The 16,992-nt window shown below is 66.2% G+C and carries 12 protein-coding genes and 1 pseudogene; 6 read left to right on the forward strand and 7 right to left on the reverse strand.

Going from position 1 to position 16,992, the window contains the following annotated elements; all coding sequences use genetic code 11:
* Positions 1-28: 28 nt before the first annotated feature.
* Positions 29-868 (forward strand): annotated as a pseudogene (locus tag IDF66_RS24120) (NAD(P)-dependent oxidoreductase); the annotation flags it as partial.
* A gap of 48 nt (positions 869-916) precedes the next feature.
* Positions 917-2,113, forward strand: coding sequence for a cytochrome P450 (locus IDF66_RS08335; RefSeq protein ID WP_164307415.1), 1,197 nt, complete (start codon positions 917-919; stop codon positions 2,111-2,113).
* 113 nt (positions 2,114-2,226) lie between these two features.
* Here IDF66_RS08335 and IDF66_RS08340 read toward each other — a convergent pair whose 3' ends face one another.
* The 3 genes from IDF66_RS08340 to IDF66_RS08350 are packed head-to-tail and all read right to left on the reverse strand — an operon-like array spanning position 2,227 to position 6,309.
* Positions 2,227-4,524 carry an acyl-CoA dehydrogenase family protein gene (locus tag IDF66_RS08340; RefSeq protein ID WP_190266485.1) on the reverse strand — a complete coding sequence of 766 codons (2,298 nt, stop codon included), beginning with the start codon at positions 4,522-4,524 and terminating at the stop codon, positions 2,227-2,229.
* 1 nt (position 4,525) lies between these two features.
* The gene (locus IDF66_RS08345) at positions 4,526-5,308 is read right to left on the reverse strand and encodes an enoyl-CoA hydratase-related protein (protein ID WP_190266486.1); all 783 of its coding nucleotides are present in this window, start codon (positions 5,306-5,308) and stop codon (positions 4,526-4,528) included.
* Complete coding sequence (locus tag IDF66_RS08350) at positions 5,308-6,309, reverse strand: NAD(P)H-dependent flavin oxidoreductase (protein ID WP_164307418.1); 1,002 nt, start codon at positions 6,307-6,309, stop codon at positions 5,308-5,310. The genes IDF66_RS08345 and IDF66_RS08350 overlap by 1 nt, the downstream gene beginning before the upstream one ends.
* A gap of 475 nt (positions 6,310-6,784) precedes the next feature.
* Here IDF66_RS08350 and IDF66_RS08355 point away from each other — a divergent pair, with 475 nt between their 5' ends.
* The 4 genes from IDF66_RS08355 to IDF66_RS08370 all read left to right on the forward strand — a co-directional run bounded on the left by IDF66_RS08355 (position 6,785) and on the right by IDF66_RS08370 (position 12,985).
* Positions 6,785-8,026, forward strand: a complete 1,242-nt coding sequence (locus IDF66_RS08355; RefSeq protein ID WP_190266487.1) for an ABC transporter substrate-binding protein — start codon at positions 6,785-6,787, stop codon at positions 8,024-8,026.
* Positions 8,027-8,069: 43 nt separating this feature from the next.
* Complete coding sequence (locus IDF66_RS08360) at positions 8,070-10,838, forward strand: branched-chain amino acid ABC transporter permease/ATP-binding protein (protein WP_190266488.1); 2,769 nt, start codon at positions 8,070-8,072, stop codon at positions 10,836-10,838.
* A complete protein-coding gene (locus IDF66_RS08365) occupies positions 10,835-11,602 on the forward strand; it encodes an ABC transporter ATP-binding protein (protein WP_190266489.1) in 768 nt (255 codons plus the stop codon). Before IDF66_RS08360 ends, IDF66_RS08365 begins: the two co-directional genes overlap by 4 nt.
* Positions 11,603-11,728: 126 nt before the next feature.
* Complete coding sequence (locus IDF66_RS08370) at positions 11,729-12,985, forward strand: ABC transporter substrate-binding protein (RefSeq protein ID WP_190266490.1); 1,257 nt, start codon at positions 11,729-11,731, stop codon at positions 12,983-12,985.
* A 112-nt stretch (positions 12,986-13,097) separates the two neighbouring features.
* Here IDF66_RS08370 and IDF66_RS08375 read toward each other — a convergent pair whose 3' ends face one another.
* The 4 genes from IDF66_RS08375 to IDF66_RS08390 are packed head-to-tail and all read right to left on the reverse strand — an operon-like array spanning position 13,098 to position 16,978.
* Positions 13,098-14,258: an acyl-CoA dehydrogenase family protein gene (locus tag IDF66_RS08375; RefSeq protein ID WP_190266491.1), complete on the reverse strand. Its 1,161-nt coding sequence runs from the start codon at positions 14,256-14,258 to the stop codon at positions 13,098-13,100.
* 21 nt (positions 14,259-14,279) lie between these two features.
* Positions 14,280-15,461: a thiolase family protein gene (locus tag IDF66_RS08380; RefSeq protein ID WP_190266492.1), complete on the reverse strand. Its 1,182-nt coding sequence runs from the start codon at positions 15,459-15,461 to the stop codon at positions 14,280-14,282.
* Positions 15,462-15,500: 39 nt separating this feature from the next.
* A complete protein-coding gene (locus tag IDF66_RS08385; RefSeq protein ID WP_190266493.1) occupies positions 15,501-15,689 on the reverse strand; it encodes a ferredoxin in 189 nt (62 codons plus the stop codon).
* A gap of 59 nt (positions 15,690-15,748) precedes the next feature.
* On the reverse strand, positions 15,749-16,978 hold the full coding sequence (locus tag IDF66_RS08390; protein WP_190266494.1) for a CaiB/BaiF CoA transferase family protein: 1,230 nt from the start codon (positions 16,976-16,978) through the stop codon (positions 15,749-15,751).
* Positions 16,979-16,992 lie beyond the last annotated feature (14 nt).

The following is a 16,992-nucleotide window of genomic DNA, read 5'->3' on the forward strand; positions in this document are numbered from 1 at the left end:
ACCCGCCGATCACACACGACCACGAGGAAACTGTATGGACCACACGCGGATCGGATTCGTCGGAGCGGGAAAGATCGGCGAGCCCATGGTCGAACGCCTGCTCGCCGCGGGCCGGCATCCTGCGGTGTTCGCCCGGCGGCCCGAGGTCCGTGACCGCCTGACCCGGCTCGGCGCAACAATGGTGCCCACTGCCGAAGACCTCGCGACATCCGACGTCGTCATCGCATGTCTCTTCGACGACGCCCAGCTGACCCAGGTCGCCGGCGGGATCATCGAACGGATGACGCCGGGTTCCGTGTTCGTCTCGCACACCACCGGGAGCCCCCGTACCATCCAGCGCCTCAATGGAATCGGCGATCCGCGGGGTGTGGCCATCGTCGATGCGCCGTTCAGCGGGACCCCCGAGCTGATCCGGCAGGGCACGCTCACGGTGTTGCTCGCAGGCGCCGACGACGCCATGAACCGGTCCGCCGAGATCGTCGGGGCGTACGCAGCCACGATTCACCGGATGGGCCCATCCGGCACGGCGTTGTCGGCGAAGCTGCTCAACAATGCCCTGTTCGCCGCGTGCACCCAGGTGACGCTGTCGGCCCTCAAGGCAGCCACCGACCTCGGCATCACCGAGCACGCCTTCCTCGACCTGCTCGCGGATGCGAGTGGCGGCAGCGCCGCATCTCGGTACATCGCCGCCTCCGGCGATGACGCGGAAGCCTACAGCCGTCGTATCTCCCGATATCTGACCAAGGACCTCGATGCCGCGACCACGGCGGCCGATGACCTCGCGGTCGACATCGGTGAGTTGCTCGCCGCCGCCCGGCTCGGACCGATGGACCTCGGCGAGCCGGTGTCGGCCGCACACACCCGCTGAACCGCGCCCCACCCTGGCCACCACCGATCACGACCACAGGAGGAGATCATGAGCACCACCGAACCCGCATCGACGTGCCCGATCCACGAGTTCAATCACTATGCCGAACTGCCGTTCGGCGAGAAGCTCGCCCGCTACGACGACCTCCGTGACGAGGCCCCTGTCATTCGCAACGAGTTCGCCAACGGCCACTACATCGTCACGCGGTACGAGGACATCCTGAAGGCGTACCAGAACGCCAAGGTCTTCTCGAATACCGCAGTGACCGTCTTCAATCCGAACCCGACCTTCCGCTGGATCCCACAGATGCTCGACGGCACCGAGCACAAACAGTGGCGCAAGCAGCTCAATCCGTTGTTCTCGCCGAAGAACGTCGAGGGACTCGAGGACAAGGTTCGCGAGCGTGCCGTCTCGTTGATCAAGTCGATCGCGGCGAAGGGCACGTGCGACTTCATGCAGGACTTCGCACTCCAGTACCCGTCGTTCATCTTTCTCGAGTTGATGGGGATGCCGTTCGAGGACCTCGACAAGTTCCTGCACTGGGAAGACGAGATCCTGCATGTGTCCGGCGACGCCGAGGAGACCGCACGCCGACGCGGGGTGGCGACTGTCGAGTTGACCGAATACTTCCGCGGGCTCATCGACGAACGTCGTGCAGAACCGAAGGATGATCTGATCAGCAAGGCCATCGCATTCGAGATCGATGATGCGCCTGCGACGCAAGAAGATCTGGAGTCCTTCTGCATCCTGATGTTCATGGCAGGTCTGGACACGGTCACCGCCACCCTCGGGACGACCTTCCTCTATCTGTCGACGCACCAGGAGGACCGGCAGGCGATCGTCGAGGATCCCGAGCTGATCCCATCGGCGATCGAGGAGATGTTGCGCGCGTTCGCCATCGTGATCCCTTCGCGAAAGGTCCTCGAGGACACCGAGATCTCCGGATGCCCGATCAAGGCCGGGGAAATGGTGTGCCTACCGCTCAACCTGGCGACCCGGGACGAATCCGTCTACGAGGACGCCAAAGAGGTTCACCTGGATCGCAGCCCGAACAATCACATCGCCTTCGGCGCCGGACCACATCGCTGCCTCGGCTCCCACCTGGCACGGCGCGAACTACGGATCGCCCTCGAGGAATGGCACCGGTACATCCCGAACTATCGGCTGTCTCCGCAATCGCACCCGACGGAGTCCGGCGGCCAGCTCGGTCCCAACGGGAACATCATCCTGGAGTGGGACGTCTGAACCGAACTGTTCGGCCATGACACCGGCCGGCCGCGTGATCGATCATGCGGCCGGCCGGGTCTGTGAGCGCCGTCCCGCCCAGCCCGACGGTACGAGTGCTCACGCCTGTTCGCTCAGGAGAACTGCGCCAGCACCCGGCCGGCAGCCCGATCACGAAGGGATTCTGGTCGCGCGCACCAGGCCTCGTTGGCGAGGGCCCGCCTCAGTAGCAGATGTGCGGGGTGCTCCCAGGTGAAGCCGATACCACCGTGCACCTGCACGCATGACTCGGTCACGCGCACCGCAGCGCTCAGTGCATGAGCCGCGGCCAGCTGCGCCGACAGTTCCGCTTCCACGCTGTCGCCGTCGAGATCGGCTGCCGCGAGGACCTGGTTCCGTGCGCCCTCCGCTTCGACGAGCATGTCGGCGCAGCAATGCGACACCGCCTGGAACGATCCGATGATCCGGCCGAACTGCTCCCGCTGTCCGGCCCAGTCGACGGCCATGGCGAGGGCGCGATTGGCGACACCCACCGAATCGGCGGCGATCGCCAGATGCGCGATCCGCTGTGCCTCTTCGATGCCGCGCCGGGCCTGCGGCCCGACCGCGACCACGTCGCCACGGACACCGTCGAGGGATACCGCACCCACCGACGACGTGAGATCGAGCGGATCCTGGCGGGTGACCATCGCATCCGCGGGCTCGATGACCACCACGGCCACCTCCCCGGAGTCGGCGCTGCGCGCCACCACCACGAGGATCTGGGCGTCGGGTGCCCCGACGACGCGGTCCACCACACCGGTCAGCACTCCGTCGGTCACCGTTGGAGCCGTGTCGTCCAGGCACCATCCGAAGTCATCGACGGCCACGGCGACAGCGCAACGGGCTCCGGCGATCACCGGCGCGGCCGCGTCCTCGGCGCCGCACGCGAGCAGCAGGGCGAGCGCGGCGACGGTGGGGACCAGCGGTACCGGGGCGAGTCGGTATGCCGCCTCCTCGATCGCCGCACACAGCAGCCGCGGCGAAGCACCACCACCGCCGAGGGATTCGGGTGCGGCGAGTCCGGGCAGACCGAAATCCACCAGCGCATCCCAGAGCTCGGCCGTGTCCACACGACCGTGGAGAATCCGATCGGTCTCGACTCGGGAATGCACCACGCCTGCGACCGCCGAACGGACTGCGCGCTCATCGCTCTCCGGCACCGCCAACGGGCGTCCCGGTTCCACGACCGGATCGCGACGGCCCTCACCGCGATGCGATGGCAGGCCGAGAACCGTCTCCGCGATGGTGTTCCGCTGGATCTCCGCGGTGCCGGCACCGATGGTCGAGGCCCGCGACATCAGATACCCGTACGTCCATCGACCACCGTCGACCGCGCCGGCAGACCGACTGCCGAGGGCGGCGCCCGGGCCGGTCAACCGGAGTGCCAGCCCGTGCAGTCGCTGCTCGAACTCGGACTTGACCAGGCGATTGATCGAGGCGACACCACCGGGATCTTCTTGTCGTAGAACCGCACTCAGTGCGCGAGCGCTGTTGGTCGCGATGGTACGGACATCGGTTTCCAGGTCGGCGACGTGCTGCCGGACGAGAGGATCGTCGCGGTGCCCCTGCTCGACGGCCAGACGCAGCACCTGGTCGACGGTCTTGCGGTACCGGAATTCGTCGGCGAGGAACGCGGTCGCGCGTTCGTGCCCGAGAGAGGTCCGCATGATCGACCACCCGTCCCCCTCCTCCCCCACACGGTTCGCCATGGGCACCTCGACATCGTCGAAGAAGACCTCCGCGAAATGGTGTCCGCCTGCGGCGTCGCGCAGCGGGCGCACCTCGACGCCGGGCGAGTCCATGGCGATGAGCAGGTAGGTGATACCCGAGGTCCCGCGGCCGGGCGGCCCCGTCCGCACCAGGGCGAAGATCCAGTCGGCCCGGTCTGCCATCGTGGTCCAGATCTTCTGTCCGGTCACTCGGTACACGTCGCCGTCGGCGACCGCACGGGTGGACAGGGACGCGAGATCGCTTCCGGCGCCGGGCTCGGAGAATCCCTGGCACCAGAACTCGTCGGCGCGCAGCAGTGGTTCGAGGTAGCGATCCCGTTGCTGCTGTGTCCCGTGGACGATCAGGGTCGGGGCGACGATGAACGACAGGCTGCAGGGATGTTTCGGGGTTCGCGCCGCCGAGGTCATCCGGTAGTAGTCGAGCTGATCGTCGAGGTCGAGTCCCATGCCGCCCGCCGACACCGGCCACCCGGGAGCCGCGAGGCCGGCGTCCACCAGTTCCGATTGCCACGCTACCGCGGCATCGAACCGGGCACGGGAGCTGCCCGGCCGGGGTCGCCGGGAGTAAGCGTCCAGCAATGACGCCAGCCGCTCACGCCACGGTGCAGAACTCTCGCCGAGTGCGGCCCCACTCGTGAGCCGCGTGCTGTCGGTGGTCACGTCAGGAACCCTTCGCCGCCGAGCGCCGCCTGCCGTATCGCTCGGTGATGTCGGAACCCGTCGTACGGAACGACACAGCCGCTTCGGCCTCGAGTGCGAGGGCCTCGGTGACCGAAGCGCCCGCACCGTCCTTCAGCAGACGCAGCATCCGCTGCACGGCACCGGGATGCCCGCCGGCTATCGTGTGTGCGATCTCGAGCGTCCGGTCCAGCAGGCGATCGTGCTCGACGACCTCGTTGGCCAACCCGATCCGCAACGCGGTGTCGGCCTCGATCGGTTCTCCGCTCAGGATGATCTGGATGGCAGCGGCAAGGCCGACCGTGCGGGGCAGCAGAGCGCTGCCACCCCACCCGTTGAGCAGTCCGATCTGTGCATGCGTATCGGCGAAGACGGCCTGTTCCGACGCGATGATGAACGAACAGTTCACAGCGAGCTCGAAACCTCCCGTGTAACAGGGCCCGTTGACGGCGGCGATGACCGGCTTGGAGATGGCGCGCAGCACCTGCGTCGGGGTCGGGCCCTCCGTCCGCGGGGATGGCCCCGAGAGCGCCTCCGGGAGGTCCACACCGGAGGAGAACGAACTGCCCGAACCGGTGATGACCACCACGTGGACGTCCGGGTCGTCGTCGGCACGCCACAGCTCCTTCTTCATCGCCCGGCGCATGTCACGGTTGATCGCATTCCGGCGTTCCGGACGGTTCAGGGTCAAGACCGTCACCTGATCGACGCGTTCGACCAGCAGTGGCGGTGTCTCCGGCACCTCGGGTGCCGCCTCGTCGGTCATCACTTCGACCCTCGCGCGGTGACGAGCGATTCCCCCACGATCATCTTCCCCAGTCCCTCGATCACGCGCTCGGCTTCCTCCGCACTGCGTCGGACCACGTCGCCCGCGGTCGGTACATCATGGATGAGTCCCTGGGCGAGACCGACCGTCCAGATACCCAGTTCCGGGTCGCCTTCGGCGAAAACCCGTCGCCCGCGGATGCCCGCGACCATGTCCTTGATGTCGCGGAACCGCCCGCCGCGCTGCAGCACCTCGACCACCTCCTCGCTCACGGTGTTCTTGGCGACCCGCATGCTGTTCCGCAACTGCCGCATGATGAGCCGGGTGTCGCGCTCCGACGCACCCACGATCAGGTCCTTGATGTTGTCGTGCACGGGACTCTCCCGAGTGCACATGAACCGCGTTCCCATGTTGATCCCGTCCGCACCGAGGGACAGCGCAGCGGCGAGGCCACGGCCATCGGCGAAACCGCCCGAGGCGACGAACGGAATCGAGATGGCGTCCGCGGTCGCCGGGATGAGGACGAGCCCGGGGATGTCGTCCTCACCCGGGTGCCCGGCACATTCGAAGCCGTCTATGCTCACCGCGTCCGCGCCGATCCGTTCGGCCTTGAGTGCATGCGCCACACTCGTGCACTTGTGGATCACGGTGATCCCGTGTTCCTTGAGATGTTCGATGTGCTCGGTGGGATCCGAACCCGCGGTCTCGACCACCCCGACACCCGACTCGATGATCACCCGACGATATTCGGCGAAGGGCGGTGGATTGATCGAGAGAGTGAGCGTGAGGTTGACACCGAAAGGTCTGTCGGTCAGAGATTTACAGCGTTCGATCTCCGCAGCCAGGTCGTCCGGGGTCGGCTGGGTGAGCGCCGTGATGATTCCGAGACCGCCTGCATTCGACACCGCGGCCGCCAGTTCGGCGCGGCCGACGAACATCATCCCGCCCTGCACGATCGGGTGCTCGATGCCGAACAGCTCGGTCAAACGTGTTGTGAGCATTGACAACTCCTAGTACCCGAGCAGCTTCCGCCCTCGGGTGACGGTGGGTCGCGGCACTGCGGTGACTCACCGCGGCAACATATCTAACATAGTTGTCTATGTTGCCCCATGCAACCAGAGCTTCGCCGATCATCCGCAGACTCAGTCGAGTGTCCACACAGAGAGTCGGGACGATCCAGTGTCCTTCGGCACGCTAACTTATATGACCTTCTCCGACTCCCCGATCCAGAGGGCCCCAGATACGGCAGACGCCCGAAGGAATGACCTGAACCTCCGCATAGCCGGGGGATGCCGTCAATCGCCGGTCCCGCCTGCAGAGATAGTTCGATAAACCTGTTCCGTGCGGTCGACCGATGTGCGATAGTACCGAAACATACATAGTTAGCTAGGTCATCTACCGGCGATGCGCATCCGACATCCGACCGCGGTTGCCTGATCCGTCCGTCCGGCGGGACCGACTACCAAAGGAACACCGATGAATCCTCTGCGTGGCCTCCGTCCCGCCGGCGTGCTGGCGGCCTCCATCGTGATCGCAGCGACGGCACTGACCGCATGCGGCGGAGAGGGCAGCGATTCCACTGCTCAGTCCGATGTCGCGGCCCCGCCCGCGTCATTCCCCGGCAAGGCGGCCACCGGTGACGAGATCAAGATCGGGATGATCAACAACGAAGGTGGCCAGGCGATCTCGCAACCCGACAATCGCATGGCCGCCGAGGCCGCGGCTCGGTACGCGAACGAGCAGCTCGGCGGGATCGGCGGTCACAAGATCAACCTGGTGGAGTGCAAGAACGCCGAAGAACCCACGTCGGCACGCGACTGCGCGAACCGGATGGTCGAGGAGAAGGTGTCCGCGGTGGTGGTGACCACGACCGGTCAGGGTGACGTGCTGGTTCCCATCATCACCGGCGCCGGCATACCCTACGTGTCCGCCTCCGGCCAGAGCATGCAGGAACTGACCTCGAACAACGCGTTCCTGTGGACCGGCGGCTTCCCGTCGAGTCTGCAGGCGATGGCCGCACACGCCAAGACCGAGAACATGAAGCACGTCACCGCATACACCATCGACGTCCCAGCGGCGGTCAACGGGCTCAAGGCGATCGGGGCGCCAGCCTTCAAGGCCAACGGTGTCGATCTGAAGATCGTCACCATCCCGCCAGGAACCCCCGACGCCACACCGCAGGTCAGCGCCGGCCTTGCGGACTCGCCAGAAGGGGTGGTCGTCGTCGGCGAAGGCACCCTCTGCACGGCAGCACTGAAGTCGCTCGGGACGCTCGGGTTCTCGGGCGAGAAGATGGGCATCCAGGGATGCGCCACCCCGGATGTCGTCACCGCCGTCGGCTCGAACATCAACGGCACCAAGATCTTCACTGCCGCCCAGACCACCGGCGACAACCCGGAGGCCACCCTGTATCGCAGTGTCATCGCCAAGTATGCGCCGGACACGGACATCTCGGGTTACGCCTACGTGGGGTACCAGGGTGTGCTGGGCCTGGTCCGCGCGACCCGATCTCTCGACGGCGCCGACACCTCCCCCGGCGCGGTCGCCGGTGCGATCCGGACCGCGAAGGACGTCGTGCTCCCGGCCGGCGATGGTCTCACCTTCACCTGCGACGGCACTGCAAACCCGCAGATGAAGGCGGTGTGCGGCAAGGGATCTGTGGTGGCGACACTCCAGGACGGCAAGCTCGTCGATGCGCAGATCGTCGGCGGTCAGTAGCGCGAGCCGAGACCAACCCGTCCGTCGATCACAAGGCAATCCGATGACACAAGACATCCAGTTCCTGTTCCTGGGCCTGGGCAACGGCGCCGTGTATGCGGCCTTGGCCCTCGCCCTGGTCATGACCTATCGCAGTTCCGGCGTGGTGAACTTCGCGACCGGGGCCGTCGCCCTCTACATCGCCTACACATTCGCCTATCTCCGCAACGGTGAGCTCCTCATCCCGGTCCCCGGCTTCCCGAAGACGGTGGACCTGGGGGGAGAGCTGGACGTCCTCCCGGCGATGGTGGTCTCGCTGGCCATCGCCGCGGCTCTAGGAGTCTTGTTGTACTTCGCCGTGTTCCGGCTGCTGCGGACGGCACCCGCGACCGCCAAGGCCGTCGCCTCGATCGCTCTCATGCTCGCGATCCAGGCGTTGCTCGCGGCACGCGTCGGGACCACACCGGTCTCCGTCGATCCGATCCTCCCGACCGGGATCGTCACCTTCGGTGACATCCGGGTCCCCGTCGACCGCCTGTGGTTCGCCGGTATCGTCATCGCGCTCACGGTGCTGTTGATCCTCGCGTTCCGGCTCACCCGCTTCGGGCTGGCGACCCGGGCAGCGGCCGAGACCGAGACCGGCGCACTCGTGACCGGCCTGTCGCCCGAGCGGATCGCCTACGCCAACTGGGCTCTGAGCACCATGATCGCCGGCCTGTCCGGCATCCTGATCGCCCCGATCGTGCCCCTCATCCCCGTGTCGTACACCTTGTTCATCGTGCCCGCGCTGGCCGCGGCCCTGGTGGGCAACTTCAGCGCGATCGGCCCGGCGGTGGCCGCCGGGCTCGGAATCGGTGTCCTGCAGTCGGAGATGACGCACCTGCAGTCGACGATCGATTGGATGCCACAGTCCGGCATGGCCGAGTTGATCCCACTCGTGCTCATCCTCGTGTTCCTCGTGTTCCGGGGAAAGCCGCTGCCCAGCCGAGGCGCGATCATCCAGAACACGCTCGGCGCGGCTCCACGCCCGAGGAACCCACTCGTCATCGGCGCGATCTGGACGGCGATCGCCCTGGTGTTCCTGATTTTCACCCAGGGCAGCTATCGCGGCGCGATCATCATGACGTTCACCCTGGCAATCATTGCGCTCTCACAGGTGGTCGTCACGGGGTTCGCGGGCCAGATCTCGTTGGCGCAGTTGACGCTCGGCGGTGTCGGCGCATTCATGCTGAGCAGATTCACGGTGGACATGGGTATCCCGTTCCCGATTGCGCCGATCCTCGCGGCACTCGTCGCCACTGTCGTCGGAGTCGTCGTCGGCCTGCCTGCACTGCGTATCCGCGGCTTGCCGGTTGCCGTCGTCACGCTGGGCCTCGCGGTGTTCCTGGAGGCATTCTGGTTCCGCAACAACACGTTCAACGGCGGTATCGACGGCGCGCACGTCTCGGATCCGTCGCTGTTCGGTCTCGACCTCGGGATCGGATCGGGAGACTCCTACCCGCGCATCGCCTTCGGGGTGGTCTGCCTCATCGTCCTCGTCGTGACAGCACTGGCCGTGATCCGGTTGCGCACCAGTAGGCTGGGCGCCTCGATGCTCGCGATCCGCGCGAATGAACGTTCGGCCGCGGCCTCGGGGATCAACGTGTCACGAACCAAGTTGGTCGCGTTCGCGATCGGCGCGTTCATCGCGGGTATCGGCGGGTCGCTGATGGCCTATCAACAGACCATGGCCGTTCCGGAGGCATTCACGGCCATCGGCGGGATCGCGATGTTCGCGGTCTGCTACCTGGCCGGAATCACCTGCGTCTCGGGGGCCATGCTCGCCGGCATCATGGGTGCCGGTGGCATCCTCTTCGTCTTCCTCGACCGGGTGGCGAACGTCGGAGACTACTACTCGGTCATCACCGGAATCCTGCTGGTCATCACCGTGATCGCCAACCCAGAGGGCATCATCGCCGACGTCTACAAGCGCATCGGGCAAATCCGGACCCGGCTGGGCAGGTCGGGTGCGACCGCGCTCGGCACCGACCTCGATGTCGAACTGACCGACGACGAGATCTACCGCGGCACAGCCCGTGAGGTCGGCGACGTCGTCCTGTCCACACATGGCATCGGGGTCCGCTACGGCGGGATCACGGCCCTCGACGATGTGTCGTTCGATGTGCACGCAGGTGAGATCATCGGCCTGATCGGACCCAACGGGGCGGGCAAGACGACCTTCATCGATGCGATCAGCGGGTTCGCCGATGCCGACGGCACGGTATCGCTCGCCGGCGACTCGCTCGACGGACGGCGCGCATTCCAACGCAGTCGCGCGGGACTCGGCCGCACGTTCCAGGGCATCGACCTCTACGACGACTTGTCGGTCCGCGAGAACGTGTCGGTGGGTACCACCGCATCACTGCACCGGGGCTCCGACCATCCACCACTCGACGCGGGGCAGATGGACCACTTGTTCGAGGTCCTGCACCTCGACAAGGTGGCAGATCGTCCGGTCCGAGAGCTCTCACAGGGCCAGCGACAACTCGTCTCGGTGGCCCGTGCCCTGGCGGGCAGGCCGCAGGTGGTGCTACTCGACGAACCCGCGGCGGGACTCGACACCACGGAGAGCGTCTGGCTGGGGCACCGGCTGCGGGCGATCCGCGACTCCGGGACCACCATCGTCATGGTCGATCACGACATGGAGTTGGTCCTCGAGGTGTGCGATCGGATCGTCGTGCTCGATCTGGGCAAACGGATCGCAATCGGCACCCCGGACGAGGTGCGCACCAACCCACAGGTCACCCGCGCCTACCTCGGCGCGACCCACAGCGGCAAGGAGGTGACGGCATGACCACGGTTCTGCGATGTGACGGTCTCCAGGCCGGATACGCGAAAGGCCGTCCGTGCGTGCGCGATCTCGACCTGGAGGTCCACCGGAGCGAGGTCCTCGCCCTGCTCGGACCCAACGGAGCGGGGAAGACCACTACGCTGCTGACACTCGCCGGCCTGTTGCCCGGCCTCGGCGGCACGGTCGAGGTGGACGGGACCGTGGTGAAGGCGGGACACGCACGGGCCGCGTCGCGGGCGGGACTCGTCCTGGTCCCCGACAACCGAGAGCTGTTCACCACACTGACCGTCGAGGAGAACCTCCGACTGGCCGTCCGTGCTCGACGCCGATGGACGGCCGAACGCGACGCAATCCTCGACTACTTTCCCGGCCTGCGCGATCGCCTGCGCGTCCAGGCCGGCGCGTTGTCGGGAGGCGAACAACAGATGCTGGCGATCGGTCGCGCATTGGCCCAGCACCCCGGCGTCCTGCTGATCGACGAACTGAGCATGGGACTCGCGCCCGTCATCGTCGAGCGACTGCTGCCGGTGATGCGGCAAGTCGCCGACGAGACCGGCACCGCGGTGATCCTCGTCGAACAGCATGTGCACCTTGCTCTCGAAGTCGCCGATACCGCACTGGTCCTCCGGCATGGGGTGAACGTCCTGCAGGGCGACGCCCGAACGCTCGCCGCGACACCCGAACTCATCGAGCAGGCCTACCTGGGCGTCCACGACGGCAAGGGAGGGAGCACGGATCCCCTGGTTCCCGCCGACTCCGTCCAGTAGCGTCTCCGCGCTTCTGGAACCACCGAAGAAATTGCGAATCCGACCATTTCGCGAACGAAACCGATGAACAGCTCCTCACGTACCACGAAATCGCGGCACGTCGCCGCGACGCCGAAAGGGAACCCCATGAAATCCGTCCGCCGTCCGTACACCGCGCGGATCGTCGCCGCGGCTGCCGTAGCGGTCCTGTTTGCCACTGTGACAGCGTGCAGCAGCGACGACGATTCAGACAACAGCAGCAGCGGCGGCAGTAGCGCCGCCGTGCCCTCGGATGCCTTCTCCGGCAAGGCGGCATCGGGTGCTCCGGTGCGCATCGGCCTCATCGCCAACGAGGGCGGCCAGGCGATGTCGCTGCCGGAGACGCGCGAGGCTGCTGAGGCGGCAACGAAGTACGCCAACGAGAACCTCGGCGGAATCGCGGGCCGCCCCATCGAACTGGTGATCTGCAAGGAGCAGGAGGACCCGGTGTCGGCCCGCAACTGCGCCAACCAGATGGTCGAGCAGAAGGTGCCTGCGGTAGTCGTCACCAACACCGGCCTCGGTAGCATCATCGCGCCCATCATCACCAAGGCGGGCATCTCGTACGTGACTGCCCTCGGTGGCAGTCAGGCGGAGATCACCAGCGACAACTCGTATGTCTGGACGGCCGGCTCCAACACGTCCCAGGCCATGGCGCGGTTCGCCAAAGAGCAGGGCATGAAGTCGGTGGTCGCCTACAGCATCGACAGTCCGGCTGCGACCGGGTCGTTGACGAGGATGGGCGGGCCCGCGTTCGAGGCCGCCGGCATCAAGTTCAAGCTGATCACCATCCCGTTCGGCACCGCCGACGCGACGCCCCAGGTGAGCGCGGGCCTCGACGCGAATCCCGACGGCGTACTGGTCTACGGCGAATCGACGGTCTGCACGTCGGTCCTCAAGGCACTGAACACCCTTGGTTCCAAGGCCATCCCGATCTCACCGCAGACCTGCGCGGCTCCCGAGGTCGTGCAGGCCGTCGGCACCTCGGGCGTCGAGAATCTGCGGGTATTCAGCAGTGCCGACACGGTGTCCGACGATCCGGAGAGCGTCCTGTACCGGACGGTCATGGAGAAGTACTCCCCGGAGACCGCCACGCAGGGTTACGCCGTCACCGGCTACCAGGGCATGCTCGGCTTGGTGCGGGCAACCGCGGGTCTGACCGGCGAGGTCGATCAGCAGACCATCGGGAACGCCATCAGGACGGCCAAGGACGTCGTACTGCCCGCGGGCGACGGCATCACGTTCACCTGTGACGGAACGGCGATTCCCGGCCTGAAGTCGCTGTGCGGCGACACGATGATCGTGCTCACGATGAAAGACGGCAAGCTCACCGATCCGACCAAGGTCAGCGTCGCGAAACAGTGATGTCCCCTGGGTGGTCACGCACCCACGGCAGATCTGCGGCACCGGAGATGTCCTCCGGTGCCGCAGTTCTTTTCGGCCCTCCGATGCCGGCACGGGATGCCGGCCGGACAGGTCAGCCCGGGTGGCGGCTCGCCAGATCGCGGCCGATGATCTCCTTCATGATCTCGGTGGTACCACCGACGATCGTCTGGACACGGGCATCCGCGTAGGCACGTGAGATCGGGTACTCGTCCATGTAGCCGTATCCGCCGTGCATCTGCAGACACCGATCGATGACCCGGTTCTGCAATTCGGTGGTCCACCATTTCGCCTTGGCTCCCAGCGTGGCGTCGAACTCGCCTGCGTTGAGCGCCAGGATGCCCTGCTCGAGGAATGCGCGGGTGATCTCGACCTCGGTGGTCATCTCGGCGAGTGCGAACCGGGTGTTCTGGAAGTCGATGATCCGCGTACCGAATGCCTTGCGCTCGCTCGTGTATCCAACGGTCCAGTCGAGCGCCGCCTCGGCGGCGGCGAGCGCCCGCCACGCGATCGAGAGGCGTTCGAGCGGGAGTTGCGCCGTGAGATGGTGGAAGCCACGTCCCTCGGCGCCGACCAGGTTCTCGGCAGGCACGCGGACATCGGCGAAGGAGATCTCGGCGGTGTCCTGGGCATGCAGGCCGAGCTTCCGCAACTTCCGCCCTCGCGCGAAGCCCGGCGTGGTGGTCGGCACGAGGATCAGCGACAGCTGTGGCCTGCCGTCCTTCTCGCCGGTCCGCGCCGCGGTGAGGACCACATCCGATGAGTATCCGCTCGTGATGAACGTCTTGGCGCCGTTGATGATCCAATCGCCACCGCGGCGAACCGCCGTCGTCTTCATGCCACGCAGATCGGAGCCGGCGGCCGGCTCTGACATCGCGATCGACGCGACCACGTCGCCCTGTGCCATCCCGGGCAGCCAGTCGCGCTTCTGCCGATCGGTCCCGAGCTCGGTGAGGTACGACCCGACGATGTCCTCGTTGATCGAGAAGCCCGAGGCCAGGGACGCTGCACCCACACGCGCGAGTTCTTCCTGGACGACACACCGGAACCGATAGTCCCCGGCACCGCCGCCGCCATACTCCTCCGGCGTTCGCACACCGAGGATTCCCAGAGCTCCGGCAGCCTTCCACACCTCACGTCCGGTTGCGCGATTCTCCTCCCACGCATCCAGATTCGGTGTCACGTCGCGGGCGACAAAGCTCTGGACGACTTGCCGGAATGCCTCGTGATCATCGTCGTAGAAGCGTTGCGGCATGGTTGTTCCCCTCGGTCGGTGTCATTGGTGCGATACGACGACCGCCTGCGGTTCGTCGACGAGCTCGTACAGGGTGGCATTCGCCGTGCCACCGCCCTCGCAGATGGCCTGCACTCCATATCGGATGTCGTTGTCCCGCATGTGGTTGATGAGTCGGGTGGTCAGGATCGCGCCTGAAGCGCCGAGAGGATGACCGACTGCGATCGCCCCTCCGAGGGGATTGACGCGTTCCGGATCGGCACCCAGCTCGATCTGCCAGGCCAACGGCACCGGCGCGAACGCCTCATTGACCTCCACCGCACCGATGTCGCGGATCGAGAGGCCCGTGCGCGCCAACAGCTTCTGAGTCGCCGGGATCGGTCCCGTCAACATCAGGACCGGGTCGTCGCCCACCACCGAACCCGCCACCAGCCGGACGATCGGACGCAGACCCAGCTCGGCAGCCTTCTGTGAGGTCATGATCATCACGCCCGCGGCGCCGTCGGAGATCTGCGATGCGTTACCCGCGTGGATCACCCCGTTCTCCCGGAAGGAGGGCTTGAGACCGGCGAGCTTCTCCGGTGTGGTGCCACGCCGCAGCCCCTCGTCGACGGAGAACACGCCGTCGGCCGTCTCCACCGGCACCACCTGGGCGTCGAAGGCTCCCCGATCGACGGCGGCGGCGGTCAGTTGGTGTGAGCGGGTGGCGTACTCGTCGAGCGCCAGACGGGACAGACCCCACTTCTCGGCGATCATCTCCGCGCCCTGGCCCTGGTTCAGCTCCTCGACACCGTAGCGATCGAAAACGGTTTGACCGTAGGGGAAACCACTCTCCCGTGCGGCTCCGAGCGGCACCCGGGACATGGTCTCGACGCCACCCGCGATCGCGATCTCATACGCCCCGGCGATCACGGCATGGGCAGCCGACTCGATCGCCTGCTGGCCCGACCCACATGCCCGGTTGATCGTCACCGCCGGGACCGAATCCGGCCATCCGGCGGCGAGCACCGCGAATCTCCCGATATTGCTGGACTGGTCGCCCAGTTGGGTGACGCAGCCCCACATCACATCGTCGACGGATCCGGCGTCGATCCCGGTGCGCCGCACCAGCTCACGGAGCACGACTGCGGACAGGTCGGCCGCGTGGATTCCGGAGAGTGAGCCGTTGCGTCTGCCGATGGGCGTCCGGACCGCTTCGACGATCACGGCATCACGGGTCGCCATGTGGGCACCTCTCTCTGGTACGGGCTCCCGTTGCCGGGATCAATGGGTTTCGATGGCACGCTCAGGGCAGGCCGCGACGGCGTCGCGGGCCACCGCCTCGTCTTCTTCCGGCACACTGATCTCTGCGTTCAGTGCGTAGCCGCCGTCATCGATCTCGAACAGTTCTGGCGATGTGGCGAAACAACGAGCATGGCCGGCACACTTGTCGAGGTCGATCGAGACTTTCATCGCGCACTCCGTTTCGGGTTAGGGTATCTCGCTGGCGGACGAATCCGACGAGGACTCCGTCAGGTGACCGCACCGGCGATCTTCAGAGCGATGAGTTGGTCGTCGTCGAACCCCAGTTCGCGGAGAACATCGTCGGTGTGCTCGGCAAATCCTGGTGCGCGGGTGAGAGATACCGGCGCGTTGTCGAACTTCACAGGGTTGGCGACCAGCTTCTGTGAGTTGCCCTCGGCATCGACCATCTCGGCAATGCGCCCGTTGGCGGTCAAGGCCTCGTCATTGCCGAGATCCCAGGAATCCTGCACGACGGCCCATTGCCCGCGAATATTCTTCAGCGCGGCACGCCAGTGGTCGAGCGGTTGCGCACCGATGATCTCCGAGAAGATGTCCAGCGCTTCGGCATAGTGCTGCGTGATCAGTTCATCGGTCCCGAATCTCTCGTCATCGACGAGTTCGTCGTGACCTATCGCCTGGCAGAACTCGGGCCAATACCGTTTGGCCTGCAGCATGGACAACTGGATCCACCGTCCATCGGACGTGCGGTAGGCACCCGACAGCGGATTACCGGCACTCGCGGAACGCTTCTCCGCAGATGGTGCGGGCATCGCCTCGCCGCGCATCAGCGCCATGTTCACGGTGAACTGAGTGGCCCACGCACCCACCGCAAGCAGCGAGACGTCGATCTCCGACGGCTCCCCGGTCATCGCACGGCCGTACAGCGCTGCCGCGATACCGCCCGCGATGGTCATCCCACCGATGTTGTCCCCATATGCGCCTGCGGGCATGAAGCTGACGCGCTCCGCCTCGGCCGGGGTGGTTCCGAAGGCGCTGCCGCCGCGAGCCCAGAATGCGGTCGAGTCATAGCCCCCCTTGTCCGCATCGGGGCCCTCGGACCCGAATCCGCTCCCCGACACGTAGATGATGTCGGGATTGATCGCCCGGATGTCCTCGAGGGTGATCCCCAGCTTGGCTCGCGCGGGGGGTAAGAAGTTGGTCAGGAAGACGTCACTGTTCTTGACGAGTTCTTCGAGCACCGGCCTGGACTCCGACCGTTCGAGCGCCAACCCCACACTGCGTTTCCCACGGTTCGGACCTTCCATGATGGGTGCGAACGACGAACCGGCCAGGTCGTAGCCGAGCACTCGCACCAGCCCTCGCTGCGCATCGCCCTTTTCCGCGTGCTCGATCTTGACGATGTCGGCACCCCAGTCGGCCAGGACCGCCCCGGCCGCCGGGACAAAGGTGAACTGGGCCACCTCGAGAATGCGGACACCTTCCATCGGGCGGTGCATGCTTACTCCTCACG

Source organism: Gordonia hankookensis, assembly GCF_014673215.1.
Classification (GTDB): domain Bacteria; phylum Actinomycetota; class Actinomycetes; order Mycobacteriales; family Mycobacteriaceae; genus Gordonia; species Gordonia hankookensis.